Genomic DNA, 24,236 nt, shown 5'->3' on the forward strand with positions numbered 1-24,236 from the left:
AGCGGTCTTCTTCGCCGCGGCGGCCTTCTTGGCGGCAGCACCCTTCTTCGCGGCAGCGGCCTTCTTCGGGGTGTCGGTCTTCTTCGGGGTGTCGGCCTTCGCGGGGGTGCCGCTCTTCGCGGGGGCACCGGCCTTCGCGGGGGCGCCGGCCTTCTTCTTCGCGCCGGTCCCTTCGGGTGTCCGCCCCGCCGTGAGCCACCGCTCGGTCGCCTCGGCCGTCAGCGCGGACTCCGTCTCGATGAGCGAGAAGTGGTCGGCGGCGATCTCCACCTGGCCGTCGCAGACGTTCCACGCCGGCCAGTCGGAGCCGTCATCGGCCAGGTTCCCGCTCCCGTCGCCGAAGCCGGCGGCGGCCGCGGCCAGCGGTCGGCCGGCGCGGATCAGCAGGCTGGGCGCGGTGATCTGGTCGGGGCGGCGTTCGGCGAGCAGGCGCACATAGGTGCCCATCGCCAGCCAGCTGCCGTCGTCGATCACGGTGGCGCCGTGGCCGCGGTCGAGGATCTCCGCCATCACCTGGGAGAAGACCCCCAGGATCTGCTTCTCGTCGGTCGGCGTGGGCGTGTCGAGCATCACCACCCCGGCCGGTCCCGACCCGTCGCCGGCCGCTTCGAGCCGGGCGGCGACGGAGTGCGCCAGGACACCGCCGATCGAGTAGCCGACCAGGACGAAGGGCGCGTCGCCCACCGCCCGCCGGATCGCCTGGACCATCACGTCGATCGCGGCGCTCCAGGACCCCGGTCCGGCGTCCGTGCCGTGGAACCCGGGCAGCGTGCAGGCGAAGACGTCCCGCTTGCCCTCGAAGGCGTCGGCGAACCGCATGAACTGGTGCGGGCCGGAGCCGGGCATGAAGGACGGCACGCAGACCAGCGCGGGCTGTCCGTCGCCCGAGGCGAGCTTGACCACGTATCCGGCGCTGTCCGGCAGTTCGGACGGGCCGAACGCGGGCTTGAACCGCGACGCCTCGGTGAGCATCGGCAGCGCCTCGACCAGCGACTGCGTCGCGTGGGCGTGGTGGATCAGCGCGCTGAAGGTGCCGTTGCCGTCATGGTGACCGGTGCCGGTGGCGCCGGCGGCCGCCGGGTGTGCCCCGCCGGTGGCGGACCCGGCCGCCTCCGCCTGCGCCGCGGTCAGGCTGAGCAGCAGCTCGGCGACGGCCGTGGGGTCCGGGTGGTCGAAGACCAGCGTCGTGGGCAACCGCAGCCCGGTCGCCTGGGTGAGCCGGTTGCGCAGCTCGACGGCGGCCAGCGAGTCGAAGCCGAGCTCGCGGAACCCGCGGCCGGGGTCGACCGCTTCGGGCGACGGGTGGCCGAGCACCGCCGCGACGTGCGAGCGGACCAACTCCAGTGCGGCGCCCGCGCGTTCGCCCTCGGCAACCGCGGCCAGCCGCCGCACCGGGGTCCCGGCGGCCGCCGGGGTGCGGCGGGCCGGGGCGCCGGCCAGCCCCGCCAGCAGCGGCGGCAGCAGCCCGCCGCCGGCCTGGACCCGCAGCGCGGCCAGGTCGAACCGGGCCGGCACCATCAGCGGCCGGCCGTGCCGCCTGCCCTGCTCGAACAGGTCCAGGGCCAGCGGCGCGGGCATCGGCCGCACCCCCTGCCGGGCGAGCCGGGCCAGCGCCGCCTCGTCCAGGCCCCCGGCCATCCCGGTCTCCTCGGCCCACAGGCCCCACGCCAGCGACACCGCCGGGCGCCCTTCGGCCCGCCGCCGCGCGGCAAGGGCGTCCAGGACGGCGTTGGCCGCCGCGTAGTTGCCCTGGCCCGAACTGCCGATCAGGCCCGCGGCGGAGGAGAACAGGACGAACGAGCCCACGTCCGTGCCCGCCGTCAACTCGTCCAGCAGCAGGGCCGCGTCGACCTTCGGCCGCAGCACCCGGTCCAGCTGCTCCGGGGTCAGCGAGGTCACCACCCCGTCGTCGAGCACACCGGCCGCGTGCACGACCCCGGCCAGCGGGGCGTCCAACGAGCCGAGCAGCGCCGTCAGTTGCTCCCGGTCCGCCACGTCGCAGGCCGCGACCCGCACCCGGGCGCCGGCGGCTTCCAGCTCCGCCGCCAACTCGGCCGCGCCCGGCGCCTCCAGGCCCCGGCGCGAGGCCAGCACCAGGTGGCGGACACCGCCCTCGGTCGCCAAGTGGCGTGCCACCAGGGCCCCCAGGCCACCGGTACCGCCGGTCACCAGCACCGCGCCGTCCGCGTCGAACGGCCCCGGCACGGTGAGCACCACCTTGCCGGTGTTGCGGCCCTCGCGCAGGAACCGGAACGCCTCCTGGCCGTCGCGTACGTCCCAGGTGCGGACCGGCGCGTGCGACAGGACGCCGCGCGCGAACAAGTCCAGCACCTCGACCAGCATCTCCTGGATGTGCTCGGGACCGGCCTCGAAGGCGTCGAACGCCCGGTACACCACGCCCGGCCGGGCATCGGCCACCGCCTGCGGGTCGCGGACGTCGGCCTTGCCCATCTCCAGGAACCGGCCGCCGCGCGGCATCAGGCCGAGCGACGCGTCGATGTACTCCCCGGCCAGCGCGTTGAGGACCACGTCCACGCCCTCACCGCCGGTCGCCCGGGCGAAGGTCTCGGCGAAGGCCAGGTCCCGGGAGGACGCGATCCGTTCGGCCGGCACCCCCAGCGCTTGTACGGCCGCCCACTTGGCGGGGCTCGCGGTCGCGTAGACCTCCGCGCCCAGCCGCCTGGCCAGCTGCACCGCGGCCATGCCGACGCCGCCGGCCGCCGCGTGGATCAGCACCCGCTCACCGGCAGTGAGCCGGCCGAGCTCCACCAGGCCGTAGTAGGCGGTCAGATACACCACCGGTACAGCGGCGGCCTGTTCGAACGTCCAGCCCGCGGGCATCGGCGCGACCATCCGCCGGTCGGTGACCGCCGTCGTGCCGAACGACTCGGGGATCAGGCCGAGCACCCGGTCGCCGGGGGCCAGGTCGGTGACATCCGAACCGGTCTCCAGGACGACGCCCGCCGCCTCGCTGCCCAGCGGGGCGTCGCCCGGGTAGAGGCCGAGCGCGATGAGCACGTCGCGGAAGTTCAGGCCCGCGGCGCGTACCGCGACCCGCACCTCGCGGGCGCCCAGCGGCCGGTCGGCGCCGGACGGCACCAGGGACAGGCCCTCCAGCGAGCCCTTGGCGACCGAGGCCAGCGTCCACGGGCCCTGTTGGGGCGCCGCCGGTGCGGCCGCGCGGGCCAGCCTGGGGGCGAGCACCTGCCCGCCGCGCAGGGCGACCTGCGGCTCGCTGCCGCCGGCGAGCGCGGCCCAGTCCGGTGCGGAGGCGCCGTCGTCCGCGGCCGTGTCCGGGTCGAGGTCGACCAGGGCGAACCGTCCGGGGTGCTCCGACTGCGCGCTGCGCAGCAGGCCCCACACCGGCGCCTGACGGAGGTCGGGCGCCTCGTCGCCGACGGCGACGCCGCCACGGGTGGCGACCACGAGCCTGGCCGCGGCCAGTTGCCCGCTCAGCTCCCCGCCGAGCCAGCGCTGCACCAGGGCCAGGGTGTCCGCCGTGGCGGCCCGTACCGCGTCGGCGTCCACGCCGGCCGTGCTTCCGGCCAGGCTTCCGGCGGTGCTTCCCGCGGTGCTTTCGGACGGCGCCACGACCGCGGTCACGACCGCCTCGGGCACCGGCGCTCCGGCGGCCAGGGCCGCTTCGAGGGCGGCGAGGTCGGCGTAGCGCTCCCCGCTGCCCGGCAGGTCGCCGAGGACCGCCACCCGGGCCGCCGGGGCCGCAGCGGCGACCGCGGTCCAGTCGACGGTGAACAGCGAGCCGTCACCCGGCCGCCGGGCCCCCGCGAGCTGCGCCGGGTCCACCGGGCGGGCGGTGAACTCCCGCACCGTGGCGACGGGCCGGCCGTCCTCGTCGGCGATGTCGATCCGGGTCGCGGCCGGCCCCTCCGCCCCGGCCGGGGTGATCCTGACCCGTATCCGCGCCGCGCCGCGCTGCTCCAGCCGGACGCCGGACCAGGAGAACGGCAGCTCGACGGCCGCGTCCTCGGCACGGTCGAGCAGTCCGCCGTGCAGGGCCGCGTCGAGCAGCGCCGGGTGTATCCCGAACTGCTGGGCGGCACCGGCCTCTTCGTCGGGCAGGACCACATCGGCGTAGACCTGGCCGCCCGCGCGCCATGCCGCCCGCAGCCCCTGGAAGACCGGCCCGTAGGCGTAACCGGCCGCCTCCAGCCGCTCGTAGAGGCCATCGACCGGCACCGCGACGGCGCCCGGCGGCGGCCACTCGGCCGGGAACGGCGCCGCGGCCGTGTCCTCGGCCGCCGCCGCCAGCTTGCCGCGGGCGTGGCAGGTCGCCTCGGGGCGCTCGGTGCCCTCCGCGGCCTGCGGGCGGGTGTAGATCGCCAGCGCCCGTTGGCCGTTCTCGTCCGGCTCGGCCACGGTGACCTGCAACTGGACGGCCTCCCCGGCCGGCAGGGCCAGCGGCGCCTGGAGGATCAGCTCCTCCACCACCGGCGCGTCGACCTGCTGCCCGGCGGCCAGGGCCAGTTCGGTCAGGGCCGCACCGGGCACCAGCACCGTGCCGAGCACCGTGTGGTCGGCCAGCCACGGCTGCGCCGCGAGGGACAGCCGGCCGGTGAGCAGCCACTCGTCCCGGTCGCCGACCTGGACCGCCGCGACCACCAGCGGGTGGTCGAGCCCGGCCTGCCCGGCCGCGGCCGCGTCACCGGCCACCGCACGCGGCAGCAGCCAGTAGCGCTCGTGCTGGAAGGCGTACGTCGGCAGGGACACGGTCTTCGCGCCGGTCCCGGCGAAGAACGCCGCCCAGTCCACGGTGATCCCGGCGGTGTGGGCCTGGCCGAGGAACGCGGCGAACGCGTCCGGCTCGCCCTGCTTGGCGCGCAGCGCCGGCACCACCAGTGCCTCGGTCTCCGCCTCGTCCAGCACCTGACGGGCCAGCGCCGTCAGCGAACCGTCCGGACCCAACTCCAGGAAACGGGTGACGCCGAGGTCGGCGAGCGCGGTGATGCCGTCCGCGAACCGGACCGCCTCCCGCGCGTGCCGCACCCAGTAGCCGGGGTCGGCGAGCTCAGTGGAAGCCGTCACCGCGCCGGTGACGTTGGAGACCACCGGGATGGACGGCTCCGCGAAACTCAACCCGCCAGCGATGTCTGCGAACTCATCGAGCATCGGCTCCATCAACGCCGAGTGGAACGCGTGCGACACCCGCAGCCTCGTCGTCTTACGGTCGTGCCACTGCGGGAGTTGGAGCCACTCGTCCAGGGCGTCCAGTTCACCCGAGACGACCACCGCCCGAGGGCCGTTCACGGCCGCAATGGACAGCCGGTCGGTGAACCCGTCCAGCGCGTCCAGGACCTCCTGCTCGCTGGCCTGAACCGCCGCCATCCCGCCACCCGCAGGCAGCGCACTCATCAACCGACCCCGAGCCGCCACCAGAGCAGCCGCGTCCTTGAGTGAAAGCACCCCGGACACGTGAGCCGCGGCGATCTCACCCACCGAGTGCCCGACCAGGAAGTCCGGCCGCACACCCAACGATTCGACCAGCCGGAACAACGCGACCTCGACCGCGAACAACCCCGCCTGCGTGAACTGCGTGTCATCCAGCAGCGCCGCCTCCGCCGAACCCGCCTCCGCGGCAAGGACGTCCGTCAACGGCCGCTCCAGCAACGGATCAAGCTCCGCCCGCACCTCCGCCAACGCCCGCGCGAACACCGGGAACACCTCGGCGAGTTCCGCCCCCATCCGGGACCGCTGCGCACCCTGACCCGAGAACACGAACGCCGTCTTCCCCGAGTCCGCCCGCCCCTGCACCACACCCGCACCCGGCTGCCCCGACGCCAGCGCCACCAACCCCGCCAGCAGACCGTCCCGATCAGCCGCCGACACCGCCGCCCGGTGCTCCAGGTGCGCCCGGGTCGTCGCCGCGGACAACCCGAGGTCCAGCAGCCCGACTTCCGGCCGCGCGAGCAGGAACTCCCGCAGCCGGGCCGCCTGGGCCCGCAGCGCCGCCTCGTCCTTCGCCGACACCACCACCGGCACCGCCGGCCGGGACTCCTGGACCGCCGGAGCGGCCTCCTTCGGAGCGGGTGCCTCCTCGATGATCATGTGGGCGTTGGTGCCAGAGACGCCGAAGGAGGACACGGCCGCGCGGCGCGGGCGCCCCGGGTCGGTCCACGGCCGGGCCTCCGTGAGCAGCTTGACCGCGCCCGACGTCCAGTCCACGTGCGGGCTGGGCCGGTCGGCGTGCAGGGTGGCCGGGAGCTGCTGGTGCCGCAGCGCCTGCACCATCTTGATCACCCCGGCCACGCCCGAAGCCGCGGACGAGTGGCCGATGTTGGACTTGATCGACCCGAGCCACAGCGGCCGATCCTCCGCGCGCCCCTGGCCGTAGGTCGCCAGCAGCGCCTGCGCCTCGATCGGGTCGCCGAGCTTGGTGCCGGTGCCGTGGCCCTCGACCGCGTCGACCTGGTCCGGCCGCAGCCCCGCCGAGGCCAGCGCCGCCCGGATCACCCGCTCCTGGGCCGGGCCGCTGGGTGCGGTCAGGCCGTTGGAGGCGCCGTCCTGGTTGACGGCGCTGCCGCGGATCACCGCCAGCACCTTGTGCCCGAGCCGCTTCGCGTCCGACAGCCGCTCCATCACCACCAGGCCGGCGCCGTCGGAGAAGCCGGTGCCGTCGGCGCCGTCGGCGTAGGACTTGCAGCGGCCGTCGGGCGACAGGCCGCGCTGCCGGGAGAACTCCACCAGCAGGAACGGCCCGGACATCACCGTCACGCCGCCGGCCAGGGCGAGCGAGCACTCGCCGTTGCGCAGCGCCTGCGCCGCCAGGTGCATCGCCACCAGGGACGAGGAGCACGCGGTGTCCACGGAGACCGCGGGGCCCTGGAAGCCGAAGGTGTAGCTCAGCCGGCCGGCGATGACACTCGTGGTGGTGCCGGTCAGCCGGAACCCTTCGAGGTCGGGGGTCGCCCCGCCGGCGTACTCGGACGCGACCGCGCCGGTGAACACGCCGGTGTCGCTGCCGCGCAGGGAGCCGGGGTCGATCCCGGCGTCCTCCAGCGCCTCCCACGCGCCTTCGAGCAGCAGCCGCTGCTGCGGGTCCATCGCCAGCGCCTCACGCGGGCTGATCCCGAAGAACCCCGCGTCGAAGTCACCCGCGCCGTCCAGGTAGCCGCCCCCGCGCGTGTACACGGTGCCGGTCCGGTCGGGGTCCGGGTCGTACAGCCGCTCCAGGTCCCAGCCGCGGTCCCCGGGCAGCTCCGATATCGCGTCGCGGCCCGAAGCGACCAGGTCCCACAGCTGCTCGGGCGACGACGCGCCGCCCGGGTAGCGGCAGGCCATGCCGACGATCGCCAGCGGCTCGTCGAGGTCGGCCCTGCGCCGGGCGGGCACCCGGGGGGCAGGGGCGGTGGCGGCCGCGGGTTCGACGTCCGCGACCTGGGTCACCAGGAAGCGCGCCGCCGCGAGGGAGGTCGGGTGGTCGAAGACGAGGGTCGCGGGCAGCTTGAGGCCCGTGGCCTGGGCGAGCCGGTTGCGCAGCTCGACGGCGGCCAGGGAGTCGAAGCCGAGGTCCTTGAACGCCCGGCCCGGGTCCACCGCGGCGGCCGACGCGTGCCCGAGCACCGCCGCCACCTGCGCGGTCACCAGGTCCAGTGCGATCTGCTCCCACTGCTCGCGGTCCACCCCGGCCAGCCGTGCGGCGAGCGAACCGCCCCCGCCGGCCTTGGCCGTACGCCCAGGGGTGCGGACGAGTCCGGCCAGCAGCGGCACCGCGGTGCCCGCCCGCGCCTGCTCGCGCAGCGCCGCCAGGTCCAGCAGCACCGGAGCGACCAGCGCCGCGTCCACCTTCTGGGCCGCGTCCAGCAGTTCGAGCCCCAACTCCGACGGCAGCGGCTGCACACCCATCCGGTTCAGCCGCGTCAGCTGCCCGGCGTCCAGTTCCCCGGTCATCCCGGTCTCGGCCGCCCACAGGCCCCACGCCAGCGACACCGCCGGCCGCCCCGCGGCCCGCCGCCGCGCCGCCAGCGCGTCCAACCCGGCATTCGCCGCAGCGTAGTTGCCCTGACCGGCGCTCCCGATCAACGCCGCCACCGAGGAGAACAACACGAACGACTGCACATCCATGCCGGTGGTCAACTCATCAAGCAGCAGCGCCGATTCGAGCTTCGGCCGGACCACCCGCTCAAGCTGCTCCGACGTCATCGACGCCAGCAGACCGTCGTCCAGCACGCCCGCCGCGTGGATCACCCCGCTGAGCGGGGCGTCCAACGAGCCGAGCAGCGCCGTCAGTTGCTCCCGGTCCGCCACGTCGCAGGCCGCCACCCGCACCCGGGCGCCGGCGGCTTCCAGCTCCGCGGCCAACTCGGCCGCGCCCGGCGCCTCCAGGCCCCGGCGCGAGGCCAGCACCAGGTGCCGGACACCGCCCTCCGTCGCCAAGTGCCGTGCCACCAAAGCACCCAGACCGCCGGTGCCGCCGGTGACCAGCACCGCGTGCTCGGGGTTCGGGGGCTGCGGGACGGTGAGCACGATCTTGCCGGTGTTGCGGCCCTCGCGCAGGAAGCGGAACGCCTCCGCGTACCGCCGGATGTCCCACGTGCGGACCGGCGCGTGCGACAGGACGCCGCGCGCGAACAGGTCCACGATCTCGCCGAGCATCTCCCCCAGCCGCTCGGGGCTGACCTCGAACAGGTCGAACGGCCGGTACGCGACCCCCGGGTGGGCCGCCGCCACCTCCTGCGGGTCGCGGATGTCCGCCTTGCCCATCTCCAGGAACCGCCCGCCGCGCGGCAGCAGCCCCAGCGAGGCGTCCACGAACTCGCCGGCCAGGGCGTCCAGGACGACGTCCACGCCTTCGCCGCCGGTCGCCCGGGCGAAGGTCTCGGCGAACACCAGGTCGCGGGAGGACGCGATCTGCTCGGGCGGCACCCCGAGGGCCCGCACGGCGGGCCACTTCGCGGGGCTGGCGGTCGCGTAGACCTCCGCGCCCAGGTGCGTGGCGACTTGGACCGCGGCCATGCCGACCCCGCCCGCCGCGGAGTGGATCAGCACCTTCTCCCCGGCCCTCAGCCCGGCCAGGTGCACCAGGCCGTAGTACGCGGTCAGGTACACCACCGGTACGGCGGCGGCCTGTTCGTACGTCCACGCGTCGGGGATCGGCGCGACCAGCCGCCGGTCCACGATCACGACGGGGCCGAAGGTGTCGGCGGTCAGGCCCATCACCCGGTCGCCGGGCGCCAGGTCGGTGACGCCCGGGCCGGTCTCCAGCACGGTGCCGGCGGCCTCGCTGCCGAGCGTGGCGTCACCGGGGTAGAGGCCGAGCGTGATCAGCACGTCGCGGAAGTTCAGGCCCGCGGCGCGCACCGCCATCCGGATCTCGCCCGCCGCCAGCGGGCGGTCGGTGTCGGCCGGCACCAGCGCCAGGCCCTCCAGCGAGCCCTTCGTGACCGCCTGGAGCAGCCACGGCCCCTCGGCGGGTGCCGCCGAGGCGGTCGCCCGGGCCAGCTTGGGCGCCAGCGCCCGCCCGCCGCGCACCGCGACCTGCGCCTCGCCCAGGCCGGCGAGCGCCGCCCAGTCCGGCGCGGAGCTGCCGTCGTCCGCGGCCGTGTCCGGGTCGAGGTCCACCAGCGCGAACCGGTCCAGGTGCTCGGACTGCGCACTGCGGACCAGGCCCCACGCGGCAGCCGCCGCCACGTCCGGCGCCTCACCGGCCGTCGAGACCGCGCCGCGGGTCACCAGCACCAACCGCGCCTCGGTCAGCGCGTCGGCGGCCAGCCACTCCTGCACCAGCTCCAGCGTCCGCGCCGTCGCCGTACGGACCGACGCGACGGTGTCCGCCGTGTCGCCGTCGGGGCCGCCCGTGGACGGCACCGCCGTCACCACCGCGTCCGGCACCGGCGCGCCCGCGGCCACCGCCGCGACCAGCGCGGCCAGGTCCGCGTACGGCCCGTCCGCGCCGAGCACCGCGACGTTCGCCGCGGCCGTGCCGCCCGCCGCCGCGACCTCGGTCCAGTCGACCGTGAACAGCGACCCGTCGGCGGGCTGCCCGGCGCCAGCCAACTGCGCCTGGTCCACCGGCCGGGACGCGAGTTCCCGGACGGACGCGATCGGCTCGCCGCTCTCGTCGGTGATGTCGATCCGGGTCGTGGACGGCCCGGCCGGGGTGATGCGGACCCGGGCCCGCGCCGTGCCGGTCCGGTCCAGCCGCACCCCGGACCAGGAGAACGGCAGCTCGACCGCCGACGTCACGTCCCGGTCCAGCAGCCCGCCGTGCAGGGCCGCGTCCAGCAGCGCCGGGTGTATCCCGAACTGCTGGGCGGCACCGGCCTCTTCGGGCAGCACCAGCTCGGCGTAGACGTCCTCGCCGTCCCGCCAGGCCGCCTGGAGCGCCTGGAAGGACGGGCCGTACTCGTAGCCCGCGTCGGCCAGCCGGTCGTACAGGCCCTCGACCTCGACCGGCTCCGCGCCCGCCGGCGGCCACTCGGCCGGGAACGCCGGCGCGAGCAGCCCGGCCTCCTCGGCGAGCACACCGCGCGCGTGGCAGGTCATCACGTCCGCCGCGTTCGGGTCGTCCTGCGCCGCACGGGTGCGGGTGTAGACCGCGACGTCCCGGCGGCCGTCGTGGCCCGGTTCGCCGACCATGACCTGCAACGGCACCGCCTCGTGGGCCGGCACCGGCAGCGGGACCTGGAGCACCAGCTCGTCCACCACCGGGCAGCCCACCTGCCGGCCGGCCGCCAGGGCCAGTTCCACCAGGGCCGCCCCGGGCGCGATCACCGCGCCGACGACGACATGGTCCCCGCTCCAGGGCTGCACGTCCTGCGACAGCCGCCCGGTGAACAGCCACTGGCCCTGGTCGCCGACCGGGACCGCAGCGGTGAGCAGCGGGTGGTCCAGCCGGCCCAGCCCGGCAGCCGCGGGGTCGCCCGCGCCCACCAGCGAGGTCAGCCAGTAGCGCTCGTGCTGGAAGGCGTATGTGGGCAGGGGCACCGTGCGTGCGCCGGTCCCGGCGTAGAACGCCGCCCAATCGACAGCGATCCCGGCCGTGTGGGCCTGGCCGAGGAACGCGGCGAACGCGTCCGGCTCACCCTGCTTCGCCCGCAGCGCCGGCACCACCAGCGCCTCGGTCTCCGCCTCGTCCAGCACCTGACGGGCCAGCGCCGTCAGCGAACCGTCCGGACCCAACTCCAGGAAACGGGTGACGCCGAGGTCGGCCAGCGCGGTGATGCCGTCCGCGAACCGGACCGCCTCCCGCGCGTGCCGCACCCAGTAGCCGGGGTCGGCGAGCTCACCGGAAGCCGTCACCGCACCCGTCAGGTTCGAGACCACCGGGATGGACGGCTCCGCGAAACTCAACCCCCCCGCGACCGACGCGAACTCATCGAGCATCGGCTCCATCAACGCCGAGTGGAACGCGTGCGACACCCGCAGCCGGGTCGTCTTACGGTCCTGCCACCGCGGCAACTGCAACCACTCGTCCAGGGCGTCCAGTTCACCCGAGACCACCACCGCCCGAGGGCCGTTCACCGCCGCAATGGACAGCCGGTCGGTGAACCCCTCCAGCGCGTCCAGGACTTCCTGCTCGCTGGCCTGAACCGCCGCCATCCCGCCACCCGCAGGCAGCGCACTCATCAACCGACCCCGAGCCGCCACCAAAGCAGCCGCATCCTTCAACGACAGCACCCCGGACACGTGAGCCGCCGCGATCTCACCCACCGAGTGCCCGACCAGGAAGTCCGGCCGCACACCCAACGACTCCACCAACCGGAACAACGCCACCTCGACCGCGAACAACCCCGCCTGCGTGAACTGCGTATCGTCCAGCAGCGCCGCCTCCGCCGAACCCCCCTCAGCCGCCAGCACCTCCGTCAACGGCCGCGCCAGCAACGGATCGAGCTCCGCCCGCACCTCCGCCAACGCCCGCGCGAACACCGGGAACACCTCGGCGAGTTCCGCACCCATCCGGGCCCGCTGCGCACCCTGCCCCGAGAACACGAACGCCGTCTTCCCGGAGTCCGCCCGGCCCTGCACCACACCCGCACCCGGCTGACCCGACGCCAGCGCCACCAACCCCGCCAGCAGACCGTCCCGGTCGGCGGCGGAGAAGACGGCGCGGTGTTCGAGGTGCGCCCGGGTCGTCGCGGCCGAGTAGCCGGTGTCCAGCAGCCCGATCTCCGGCCGCGCGACGAGGAATTCGCGCAGCCGGCCCGCCTGGGCCCGCAGCGCCGCCTCGTCCTTCGCGGACACCACCACCGGCACCGTGGGCAGGACCTTCTCGACCTGCGGGGCGGGCTCCTCGGCGACGGCCGGGGCCTCTTCGATGATGACGTGGGCGTTGGTGCCGCTGACGCCGAAGGACGAGACGCCCGCGCGGCGGACCCGTTCGCCCGCCGGCCAGGGCTGCGCGTCGGTCAGCAGCTTGACCGAGCCGGCGTCCCAGTCGATGTTCGAGGACGGGGCGTCGACGTGCAGGGTGGCCGGGAGCTGCTGGTGCCGCAGCGCCTGGACCATCTTGATGACGCCCGCGACACCGGCCGCCGTCGAGGAGTGGCCGATGTTGGACTTGATCGACCCGAGCCACAGCGGCTGGTCGTCGGCGCGGCGCTGCCCGTAGGTCGCGAGCAGGGCGTGCGCCTCGATCGGGTCGCCGAGCTTGGTGCCGGTGCCGTGGCCCTCGACCGCGTCGACCTGGTCCGGCCGCAGTCCGGCCGAGGCCAGCGCCGCCCGGATCACCCGCTCCTGAGCCGGGCCGCTGGGCGCGGTCAGGCCGTTGGACGCGCCGTCCTGGTTGATCGCGGAGCCGCGCAGCACCGCGAGCACGTTGTGCCCCAGGCGGCGGGCGTCGGAGAGCCGTTCCAGGACGATGAGGCCGAGGCCGTCCGAGAAGCCGGTGCCGTCGGCGCCTTCCGCGTAGGACTTGCAGCGGCCGTCGGCGGCCAGCCCGCGCTGCCGGGAGAACTCCACCAGCAGGAAGGGGCCCGCCATGACGGTGACGCCGCCGGCCAGGGCGAGCGAGCACTCGCCGGAGCGCAGCGCCTGGGCCGCGAGGTGCATCGCCACCAGGGACGAGGAGCACGCGGTGTCCACGGAGACCGCGGGGCCCTCCAGGCCGAGGCTGTAGGCGACACGGCCGGAGACGACGCTCGTGGTGCCGCCGGTCATCCGGAAGCCCTCCAGCTCCGGGCCGCCGCCTCCGGCCATGAGCCCGGAGACGTAGTCGGAGGGGCCGACGCCGCAGAACACGCCGGTGTCGCTGCCACGCAGCGAGCCGGGGTCGATCCCGGCGTCCTCCAGCGCCTCCCACGCGCCTTCGAGCAGCAGCCGCTGCTGCGGGTCCATCGCGACGGCTTCGCGGGGGCTGATCCCGAAGAACCCGGCGTCGAAGTCACCCGCGCCGTCGAGGAACCCGCCGCCGCGCGTGTACACGGTGCCGGCCTGCTCCGGGTCGGGGTCGTAGAGCCGCTCCAGGTCCCAGCCGCGGTCGCCCGGCAGCTCGGAGATCACGTCCCGGCCGGCGGCGACCAGGTCCCACAGGCCCTCGGGGGAGTTCGCGCCGCCCGGGTAGCGGCAGCTCATGCCGACGATCGCCAGCGGCTCGTCCGCCTCCACCCGCCGCCTGACCGGTGTCCGGGTGGCCGGCGCCTTTCCGGTGCCCGCGCCCTGGACCTGCGTCACCAGGAACCTGGCGACCGCGATCGGCCTCGGGTGGTCGAAGATCAGGGTGGCCGGCAACTTGAGGCCGGTCGCCTGGGCGAGCCGGTTGCGCAGCTCGACGGCGGACAGCGAGTCGAAGCCGAGTTCCTTGAACGCCCGGCCCGGGTCCACCGCGGCGGCCGACGCGTGCCCGAGCACGGTGGCGACCTGCGCGGTCACCAGGTCCAGGGCGACGCGCTCCCACTGCTCGCGGTCCACGCCGGCGAGCCGTGTCGCGAGTGAACCGCCCGCCCCCGTCCGGTCCTTGCGGCCCGGGGCGCGGACCAGTCCGGCCAGCAGCGGCACCGCGGTGCCCGCCCGCGCCTGCTCCCGCAGCGCCACCAGGTCCAGCAGCACCGGCGCGACCAGCGCCGCGTCCACCTTCTGGGCCGCGTCGAGGAGTTCGAGCCCCAACTCCGACGGCAGCGGCTGCACACCCATCCGGTTCAGCCGCGTCAACTGAGCGGCGTCCAGTTCCCCGGTCATACCGGTGCCGGTCGCCCACAGGCCCCACGCCAACGACACCGCCGGCCGCCCTTCGGCCCGCCGCCGCGCCGCCAGCGCGTCCAACCCGGCGTTCGCCGCCGCGTAGTTGCCCTGACCGGCACTCCCGATCAACGCCGCCACCGAGGAGAACAACACGAACGACCGCAGATCGGCGTCCGCCGTCAACTCGTCGAGCAGCAGGGCCGATTCGAGCTTCGGCCGGACCACTCGCTCAAGCTGCTCCGGCGTCATCGACGCCAGCAGACCGTCGTCCAAAACGCCAGCCGCGTGTACGACGCCGACGAGCGGGGCGTCCAACGAGCCGATCAGCTCGGCCAGTTGCTCCCGGTCGGCCACGTCGCAGGCCATCACCTCCACCCGGCAGCCGACGTCCGCCAGCTCCGCCGCCAGGTCGGCCGCACCCGGCGCCCCCAGACCGCTGCGGGAGACCAGCACCAGGTGGCGGGCGCCGCCCTCGGTCGCCAAGTGGCGTGCCACCAGGGCGCCCAGGCCACCGGTGCCGCCGGTGACCAGTACCGCGCCGTCCGCGGCCGTCGGCGCCGGGGCGCCCAGCGCGGTGGACGCGGTGGCCTTCGCCAGGCGCGGCGCCAGCACCTGCCCGCCGCGCACCGCCACCTGCGGCTCGTCGGCATGCAGGGTCAGCGCGGCCCAGTCCGGTGCCGCGCCGGCGATCTCGCCCGCCGGGTCGAGGTCCAGCAGGCCGAAGCGCCCGGGGTGCTCCGACTGCGCGCTGCGGACGAGGCCCCAGGCGGCGGCCGCCGCCACGTCCGGCGCCTCACCGGCCGTCGAGACCGCGCCCCGGCTGACCAGCACCAGGCGGGACTCGGCCAGCGCGTCGGCGGCCAGCCACTCCTGCACCAGCTCCAGTGTCCGCGCGGCCACCGTCTGCACGGACCCTGCCGCGTCGTCCGGGACCGCGGCGACCACCGTGCCCGGCACGGCGGTTCCCGCGGCCACCGCCGCGGTCAGTGCGGCCAGGTCGGTGAACTGCTCGCCTGCTCCGGTCAGTTCGCCGAGTGCGGCCACCTGCGGCCGGACGGCGTCCGCGGCCGGTGCGACGGGGCTCCAGTCGACGGTGTAGAGCGCTCCGGTGTCCGGCCGCCGCGCGCCTTCCAACTGGTTGCGGTCCACCGGCCGGAACGCCAACTGGTCGGCGCTGATGACGAGTTCGCCCTGCTCGTCGGTGATGTCGACGCGCAGCGTGGAGTCGGCGGTGGAGGTGATGCGGACCCGCACCCGGGAGCTGCCGGGTATGCCCAGCCGAACGCCCGACCAGGAGAAGGGCAGTTGGGCGGCGTGGTCCCCGCCCTTGTCGAGCCAGGAGAGCCCGCTGTGGAGCGAGGAGTCCAGCAGCCCCGGGTGGATGCCGTACTGGCGGGCGGAGGAGACGTGCTCGTCGGGGAGGGCGGCTTCGGCGTAGACGTACTCGTCCTGCTCCCAGGCGGTGTGCAGGGCCTTGAAGGAGGGGCCGTAGTCGTAGCCGAGGCCGGCGAGGCGCTCGTAGAGGGCGTCCACCGCGACGGGTTCCGCGTCCTGCGGCGGCCAGGCGCGTGCCCAGTCCGTGTCGGCGGGCAGGCCGGCGTCGGGGGTCAGGGTGCCGCGCGCGTGGCAGATGGGCTGGGCCTGCTCCCGGCCCTCCTTCTCGCTCGGCGCGGTGTAGATCGCGAGGTCGCGGCGCCCGTCGTCGTCGGGAGCGCCGACGGTGACCTGGAGGTCGCGTGCCTCGTCCTCGGCGAGCAGCAGCGGGACCTGGAGGACGAGTTCCTCGACCACCGGGCAGTCCACCTTGCGGCCGGCGGCCAGCGCCAGTTCGGCCAGGGCCACGCCGGGGACGATGACCATGCCGAACACGGCGTGGTCCTGTGTCCAGGGCTGGGCCTCCGGCGAGACGCGGCCGGTGAGGACCCACTCGTCGCGGTCGCCGACCCGTACGGCCGCCGACAGCATCGGGTGCCCGAAGGCCGCGAGCCCGGCCCCGGTCAGGTCGCCGCCGCCCCCGGCGGCCACCGGCAGCCAGTACCGCGACCGCTGGAAGGCGTAGCCGGGCAGGTCCACCCGCTGGGCACCGGTCCCGGCGTAGAAGCCCGCCCAGTCCACGGTCGCGCCGGCCACGTGGGCCTCGGCCAGCGACATCGCGAACCGGCCGAGCCCGCCCTCGCCGCGGCGCAACGAGCCGACGACACGCACCAGTTCGCTGCCTTCGACCTCCTGCACCGTCTCGGTCACGGCCGAGACCAGCACGGGGTGCGGGGACATCTCCAGGAAGCGGCCGGCGCCCTGTCCGGCCAGGGCGCGGACGGCGGCCTCGAATCCGACCTGCCCGCGCAGGTTCGCGTACCAGTAGGCCCCGTCCAGGCCCTCGGTCCCGATGAAGTCACCGGTCGCCGTGGAGTAGAAGGGAACGCGGCCCGGGTGGGGCGCCAACGGCGCCAGGACGTCGAGGAGTTCGTCCTCCATGATGCCGACCTGCGCCGAGTGCGACGCGTAGTCCACCGGCACCCGGCGGGCCCGTACCCCGGCGTGCTGCCACTGCTCGACCAGTTCCCCGAGCAGCTCGGCCTCACCGGAGACGACCACCGAGCGCGGGCTGTTGACCGCCGCGATGGACACCCGGCCCTCGTGCGGCGCGATCAGCGCGGCGACCTCCTCGGCGGGCAGGCCCACCGACACCATCCCGCCCAACCCGGCCAGCCGCTCCAGCACCAGCTTCGACCGCAGCGCCACCACCCGCGCCGCGTCCTCCAACGACAACCCACCCGCCACGTACGCGGCCGCGATCTCGCCCTGCGAGTGGCCGACCACCACATCCGGCTCCACCCCGAACGACCGCCACAGCGCCGCCAGCGCCACCATCACGGTGAACAGCACCGGCTGCACCACATCCACCCGCTCGAACGGCGGCGCCCCCGCCGCCTCCCGCAGCACGTCCTCCACCCGCCAGTCCACGAACCGGGCGAGTGCCGCGTCGCATGCGGCCACCTCCGCGGCGAACACCTCGGAGGCATCCAGCAGTTCCACCGCCATGCCGACCCACTGCGCACCTTGCCCCGGGAAGACGAACACCGTCTTCCCCGACCCGGCGCGGCCCTCCACCACACCGCCGCCGAGCTCACCGACCGCCAGCCCGGACAGCCCCGCCAGCAGGGAGTCGCGGTCGGTGGCGGTGACGGCGGCCCGGTGCTCCAGTTGTGCCCGGGTAGTCGCCGAGGACAGCCCGAGGTCCAGCAGCCCCGTCTCCGGCCGCGCGAGCAGGAACTCCCGCAGCCTGGCCGCCTGGGCCCGCAGCCCGGTCTCGTCCTTCGCCGACACCAGCACCGGGACGGTGGGGAGGGTCCTCGCGGCCTGCGGTGCGGGCTCCTCCTCCGCCGCCGGGGCCTCCTCGATGATCATGTGCGCGTTGGTGCCGGAGACCCCGAAGGACGACACGGCCGCGCGGCGCGGGCGCCCGGGGTCGGTCCACGGCTGCGCTTCCGTCAGCAGCTTGACCGCGCCCGACGTCCAGTCCACGTGCGGGCTGGGCTGGTCGACGTGCAGGGTGGCCGGCAGCTGCCGGTGCCGCAGTGCCTGGACCATCTTGATGACGCCCGCGACACCCGCGGCGGCCGAGGAGTGGCCGATGTTGGACTTGATCGACCCGAGCCACAGCGGCCGGTCCTCCGCGCGCCCCTGGCCGTAGGTCGCCAGCAGCGCCTGGGCTTCGATCGGGTCGCCGAGCTTGGTGCCGGTGCCGTGGCCCTCAACCGCGTCCACCTGGTCCGGCCGCAGCCCCGCCGAAGCCAGCGCCGCCCGGATCACCCGCTCCTGAGCCGGGCCGCTCGGCGCGGTCAGGCCGTTGGACGCGCCGTCCTGGTTGACGGCGCTGCCGCGGATCACCGCCAGTACCTTGTGCCCGAGCCGCTTCGCGTCCGACAGCCGTTCCATCACGACGATGCCGGCACCGTCGGAGAAGCCGGTGCCGTCGGCGCCTTCCGCGTACGAGCGGCAGCGGCCGTCGGGCGACAGGCCGCGCTGCCGGGAGAACTCCACCAGCAGGAACGGCCCGGACATCACCGTCGCCCCGCCGGCCAGCGCGAGCGAGCACTCGCCGTTGCGCAGCGCCTGCGCCGCCAGGTGCATCGCCACCAGGGACGAGGAGCACGCGGTGTCCACGGACACCGCCGGGCCCTCCAGGCCGAAGGTGTAGCTCAGCCGGCCCGACACGACGCTGGTGGTGCGGCCGGTGAGCTTGAAGCCCTCCAGCTCCGGCGTCGCCCCGCCGCCGTACTCCGAGGTGACCGCGCCGGTGAACACGCCGGTGTCGCTGCCGCGCAGGGAGCCGGGGTCGATCCCGGCGTCCTCCAGCGCCTCCCACGCGCCTTCGAGCAGCAGCCGCTGCTGCGGGTCCATCGCCAACGCCTCACGCGGGCTGATCCCGAAGAACCCCGCGTCGAAGTCACCCGCGCCGTCCAGGTAGCCGCCCCCGCGGGCGTAGACGGTGCCGACGCGCTCCGGGTCCGGGTCGTACAGCCGCTCCAGGTCCCAGCCGCGGTCCCCGGGCAGCCCCGATATCGCGTCCCGGCCGGAAGCGACCAGGTCCCACAGGCCCTCGGGCGAGTTCGCGCCGCCCGGGTAGCGGCAGGCCATGCCGACGATCGCCAGCGGCTCGTCCGCGTCGGCCCGCCGCCGGGCAGGGGTGCGGGTGGCCGGTGTCTTCGCGGCACCCTCGTCCGTGCCCGACACCTGCGTCACCAGGAAGCGCGCCACCGCCAGGGAGGTCGGGTGGTCGAAGACCAGGGTCGCGGGCAGCTTGAGGCCCGTGGCCTGGGCGAGCCGGTTGCGCAACTCGACCGAGGAGAGCGAGTCGAAGCCCTGCTCCTTGAACGCCCGCCCCGCGTCGACCGCCGAGGCCGACGCGTGCCCGAGCACCGCCGCCACCTGCGCGGTCACCAGGTCCAGCGTCACGCGCTCCCACTGCTCGCGGTCCACGCCGGACAGCCGCGTGGCGAGCGAACCGCCCGCCCCCGTACGGCTCTTGCGGCCCGGTGCACGGACCAGTCCGGCCAGCAGCGGCACCGCGGTGCCTGCCCGCGCCTGCTCCCGCAGCGCCGCCAGGTCCAGCCGCACCGGCGCGACCAGCGCGGCATCCACCTTCTGGGCCGCGTCCAGCAGTTCGAGCCCCAGCTCCGAGGAGAGCGGCAGGACGCCCATGCGCTCCAGCCGGGCGAGCTGCCCGGCGTCCAGCTCGCCGGTCATGCCGGTCTCGGCCGCCCACAGGCCCCACGCCAGCGACACCGCCGGCCGGCCCGCGGCCCGCCGCCGCGCCGCCAGCGCGTCCAACCCGGCATTCGCCGCCGCGTAGTTGCCCTGACCGGCACTCCCGATCAACGCCGCCACCGAGGAGAAGAGCACGAACGACCGCAGCTCCGCGTCCGCCGTCAACTCGTCCAGCAGCACCGCCGCGTCCAGCTTCGGCCGCATCACACGGTCCACCTGCTCGGCCGTCATCGACGCCACCAGGCCGTCGTCGATCACACCCGCCGCGTGCACGACGCCGACGAGTGGGACCTCCAACGAGCCGAGCAGCGCCGCTAGTTGCTCTCGGTCTGCCACGTCGCAGGCCGCCACCCGCACCCGGGCGCCGGCGGCTTCCAGCTCCGCCGCCAACTCGGCCGCGCCCGGCGCCTCCAGGCCCCGGCGCGAGGCCAGCACCAGGTGGCGGACGCCGCCCTCGGTCGCCAAGTGGCGTGCCACCAGGGCCCCCAGGCCGCCGGTACCGCCGGTCACCAGCACCGCGCCATCCGCACCGGCGCCGTCCGCGCCCGACAGCGCCGACAGGCCGCCCGGCTCCGCGGACACCACCGCCCGCGCCAGCCGCGGCGCCAGCACCAGCCCGCTGCGCACCGCCACCTGCGGCTCATCGAACGCGGCGAGCGCGGCCGGCCCGAAGCCCGCCCCGTCGCCGTCGCCGCCGGCCGCCGGGTCCGCCGCCGGGTCGAGGTCCACCAGGGCGAAACGCCCGGGGTGCTCCGACTGCGCGCTGCGGACCAGGCCCCACGCGGCGGACGCCGCCACGTCCGGCGCCTCACCGCCCGTGGCGACCGCGCCCCGCGTGACCAGCACCAGCCGCGAGTCCGCCAGCGCCTCGGCGGCCAGCCACTCCTGCACCAGGCCCAGCGTGCGCGCCACCGCCGTGTGCGCGGCGCCCGCCACGTCCACCGCGGCGCCGTCGGGCCCGCCCGCGGACGGCACCGCCGTCACCACCGAGTCCGGCACCGGCGCGCCCGCGGCCACCGCCGCGACCAGCGCGGCCAGGTCCGCGTACGCCCCGTCCGCGCCGAGCACCGCGACCTCGGCCGGGCCGGTGCCGCTCGCGGCCGCCGCCTCGGCCCACTCCACCGTGAACAGCGACCTGTCGGCCGCCCCGGACCGCCCGGAACTCGCCAACTGCGCCTGGTCCACCGGCCGCAGGACGAGGGAGCGGACCGACACCACCAGGGCGCCGGTGTCGTCGACCGCGTCGAACCGCACCGTGGAGTCGCCGAGCGCCCCGGCCCGCACCCGCAGCTGCGAGGTGCCGCGGCGGCCGATCCGGACCCCGGTCCAGCTGAAGGGCATCTTGTGCTCGCTGCCACCCGCGAAGAAGGGCACGCCGCCCTGCACCACCGCGTCGAACAGCGCCGGGTGGACGCCGAACCCGCCCGCGGCGTCCACGTACTCGTCCGGCAGGGCGACCTCGACGTAGATCTCGTCGCCGTCGCGCCAGGCGGCCCGCATGCCCTGGAACACCGGACCGTAGTCGTAACCCAGCTCGGTCAGCTGGTCGTAGAGCCGCTCGGCCGGGACCGGTTCGGCGTCCGCCGGCGGCCACTGCTCCGCCCAGTCCGCGACCGGCTCGACGTCGAGACCGGGCTCCTCCTCGGTCCCGGGGACCAGGACACCGCGCGCGTGGCAGATCGACTCGCCGCGCCGCGTGCCCTCGGGGACGGTGTAGATCGCGACGGCCCGGTGGCCGTTGTCGTCCGGCTCGGCCACGGTGACCTGCACCTGGACGGCGGTGCCCGCGGGCAGCAGGAACGGCGTCCCGAGGACCAACTCCTCCACCACCGGGCAGCCCACCTGCCGGCCGGCCGTCAGCGCCAGTTCCACCAGCGTGACACCGGGCACGACGACCGTCCCGAACAGCAGGTGCTCGGTGACCCAGGCGTCCGTGTCCGTGCTCACCCGCCCGGTGAACAGCCACTGGTCCTGGTCGCCGATCCGCACCCCCGCGGTCAGCAGCGGGTGCTCGACGCGCTCGGACCCGGCGGCGACCGCCCCGGGCACCGCCTCGCCCGGCGCCAGCCAGTAGCGCTCGTGCTGGAAGGCGTACGTCGGCAGGGACACGGTCTTCGCGCCGGTCCCGGCGTAGAACGCCGCCCAGTCCACGGTGATCCCGGCGGTGTGCGCCTGCCCGAGGAACGCGGCGAACGCGTCCGGCTCACCCTGCTTCGCCCGCAGCGCGGGCACCACCAGCGCCTCGGTCTCCGTCTCGTCCAGCACCTGACGGGCCAGGGCGGTCAGTGAACCGTCCGGGCCCAGCTCCAGGAAGCGGGTGACGCCGAGGTCGGCGAGCGCGGTGATGCCGTCCGCGAACCGGACCGCCTCCCGCGCGTGCCGCACCCAGTAGCCGGGGTCGGCGAGCTCACCGGAAGTCGTCACCGCACCCGTCAGGTTCGAGACCACCGGGAGGGACGGCTCCGCGAAACTCAACCCCGCCGCGACCGAGGCGAACTCGTCGAGCATCGGCTCCATGAGCGCCGAGTGGAACGCGTGCGACACCCGCAGCCTCGTCGTCTTACGGTCCTGCCACTGCGGGAGTTGGAGCCACTCGTCCAGGGCGTCCAGTTCACCCGAGACGACCACCGCCCGAGGGCCGTTCACGGCCGCGATCGACAGCCGGTCGGTGAACCCCTCCAGCGCGTCCAGGACTTCCTGCTCGCTGGCCTGCACCGCCGCCATCCCGCCACCCGCAGGCAGCGCACTCATCAACCGACCCCGAGCCGCCACCAAAGCGGAAGCGTCCTTGAGCGACAGCACCCCGGACACGTGAGCCGCCGCGATCTCACCCACCGAGTGGCCGACCAGGAAGTCCGGCCGCACACCCAGCGACTCCACCAGCCGGAACAACGCGACCTCGATCGCGAACAACCCCGCCTGCGTGAACTGCGTATCGTCCAGCAGCGCCGCCTCCGCCGAACCCGCCTCCGCGGCAAGGACGTCCGTCAACGGCCGTTCCAGCAACGGATCGAGTTCCGCCCGCACCTCCGCCAACGCCCGCGCGAACACCGGGAACGCCTCGGCGAGTTCCGCACCCATCCGGGCCCGCTGCGCACCCTGCCCCGAGAACACGAACGCCGTCTTCCCGGCGTCCGCCCGGCCCTGCACCACACCCGCACCCGGCTCCGCGCCGGCCAGCGCCGCCAGCCCCGTCAGCAGACCGTCCCGATCAGCCGCCGACACCGCCGCCCGGTGCTCCAGGTGCGCCCGGGTCGTCGCCGCGGACAACCCGAGGTCCAGCAGCCCGACTTCCGGCCGCGCGAGCAGGAACTCCCGCAGCCGGCCCGCCTGGGCCCGCAGCGCCGCCTCGTCCTTCGCCGACACCACCACCGGCACCGCGGGAAGGCCGCGGGCCGGCTGCGGCGCGGGCTCGTCGGCGGACGCCGGGGCCTCGGCCGGTGCCTCCTCCAGAATCAGGTGGGCGTTCGTCCCGGAGATGCCGAAGGACGAGACGCCCGCGCGGCGGACGCGCTCCCCGGCCGGCCAGGGCTGCGCGCCGGTCAGCAGCCTGACCGCGCCGGACTCCCAGTCCACGTGCGAGGACGGCGTGTCCACGTGCAGCGTCGCGGGCAGCACCTCGTGCCGCAGCGCCTGCACCATCTTGATGACGCCCGCGACACCGGCCGCCATCGAGGAGTGGCCGATGTTCGACTTGATCGACCCGAGCCACAGCGGGTCCGCGTCCTGCCGCTGCTGCCCGTAGGTGGCCAGCAGCGCCTGCGCCTCGATCGGGTCGCCCAGCTTGGTGCCGGTGCCGTGGCCCTCGACCGCGTCGACCTCGTCGGGCCGCAGTCCGGCGGCCGACAGCGCGGCCCGGATCACCCGCTCCTGAGCCGGGCCGCTGGGCGCGGTCAGGCCGTTGGAGGCACCGTCCTGGTTGACGGCGCTGCCGCGGATCACCGCCAGCACCCGGTGGCCGCGGCGCCGCGCGTCGGACAGGCGCTCCATCACGACCAGGCCGACACCGTCGGAGAAGCCGGTGCCGTCGGCGCCCTCGGCGTAGGACTTGCAGCGGCCATCGGCGGCCAGCCCGCGCTGCCGGGAGAACTCCACCAGCAGGAACGGCCCGGACAGCACCGTGACGCCGCCGGCCAGGGCGAGCGAGCACTCGCCGGAGCGCAGCGCCTGGGCCGCCAGGTGCATCGCCACCAGGGACGAGGAGCACGCGGTGTCCACGGACACCGCCGGGCCCTCCAGGCCGAGGCTGTAGGCGACACGGCCGGAGACGACGCTCGAGGTGCCGCCGGTCAGCCGGAAGCCCTCCAGGTCGGAGCGGCCGCCGAGGCCGGTCCCGGAGCCCGGGTAGTCGGTGAGGCCGACGCCGCAGAACACGCCGGTGTCGCTGCCGCGCAGCGAGCCGGGGTCGATCCCGGCGTCCTCCAGTGCCTCCCACGAGCCCTCCAGCAGCAGCCGCTGCTGCGGGTCCATCGCCAGCGCCTCACGCGGGCTGATCCCGAAGAACCCCGCGTCGAAGTCGCCGACGCCCTCGGCGAAGCCGCCGCGCTGCGCGTAGAAGGTGCCGGACTTCTCGGGGTCCGGGTCGTAGAGCTTCTCCAGGTCCCAGCCGCGGTCCTCGGGCAGTCCCGACATCGCGTCCCGGCCGGAGGCGACCAGATCCCACAGGCCCTCGGGCGAGTTCGCGCCGCCCGGGTAGCGGCAGCTCATCCCCACGATCGCCAGCGGTTCGGTGGACTGCGCCATGAGCCGCCGGTTCTGCTGCCGGAGCCGTTCGGCCTCCTTGACCGACCGCCTCAGGGCCTCGACGAGCTCGTTCTGGTCGCCAGCCATGC

The 24,236-nt window shown here is 75.4% G+C and carries 1 pseudogene; it reads right to left on the bottom strand.

The annotated features are described in order from the left end of the window. Positions 1–495 precede the first annotated feature (495 nt). Positions 496–24,234 (bottom strand): annotated as a pseudogene (locus AC3ERT_RS32195) (SDR family NAD(P)-dependent oxidoreductase); the annotation flags it as partial. Positions 24,235–24,236: the final 2 nt, after the last annotated feature.

It is taken from the genome of Actinacidiphila sp. bgisy145 (assembly GCF_057708125.1).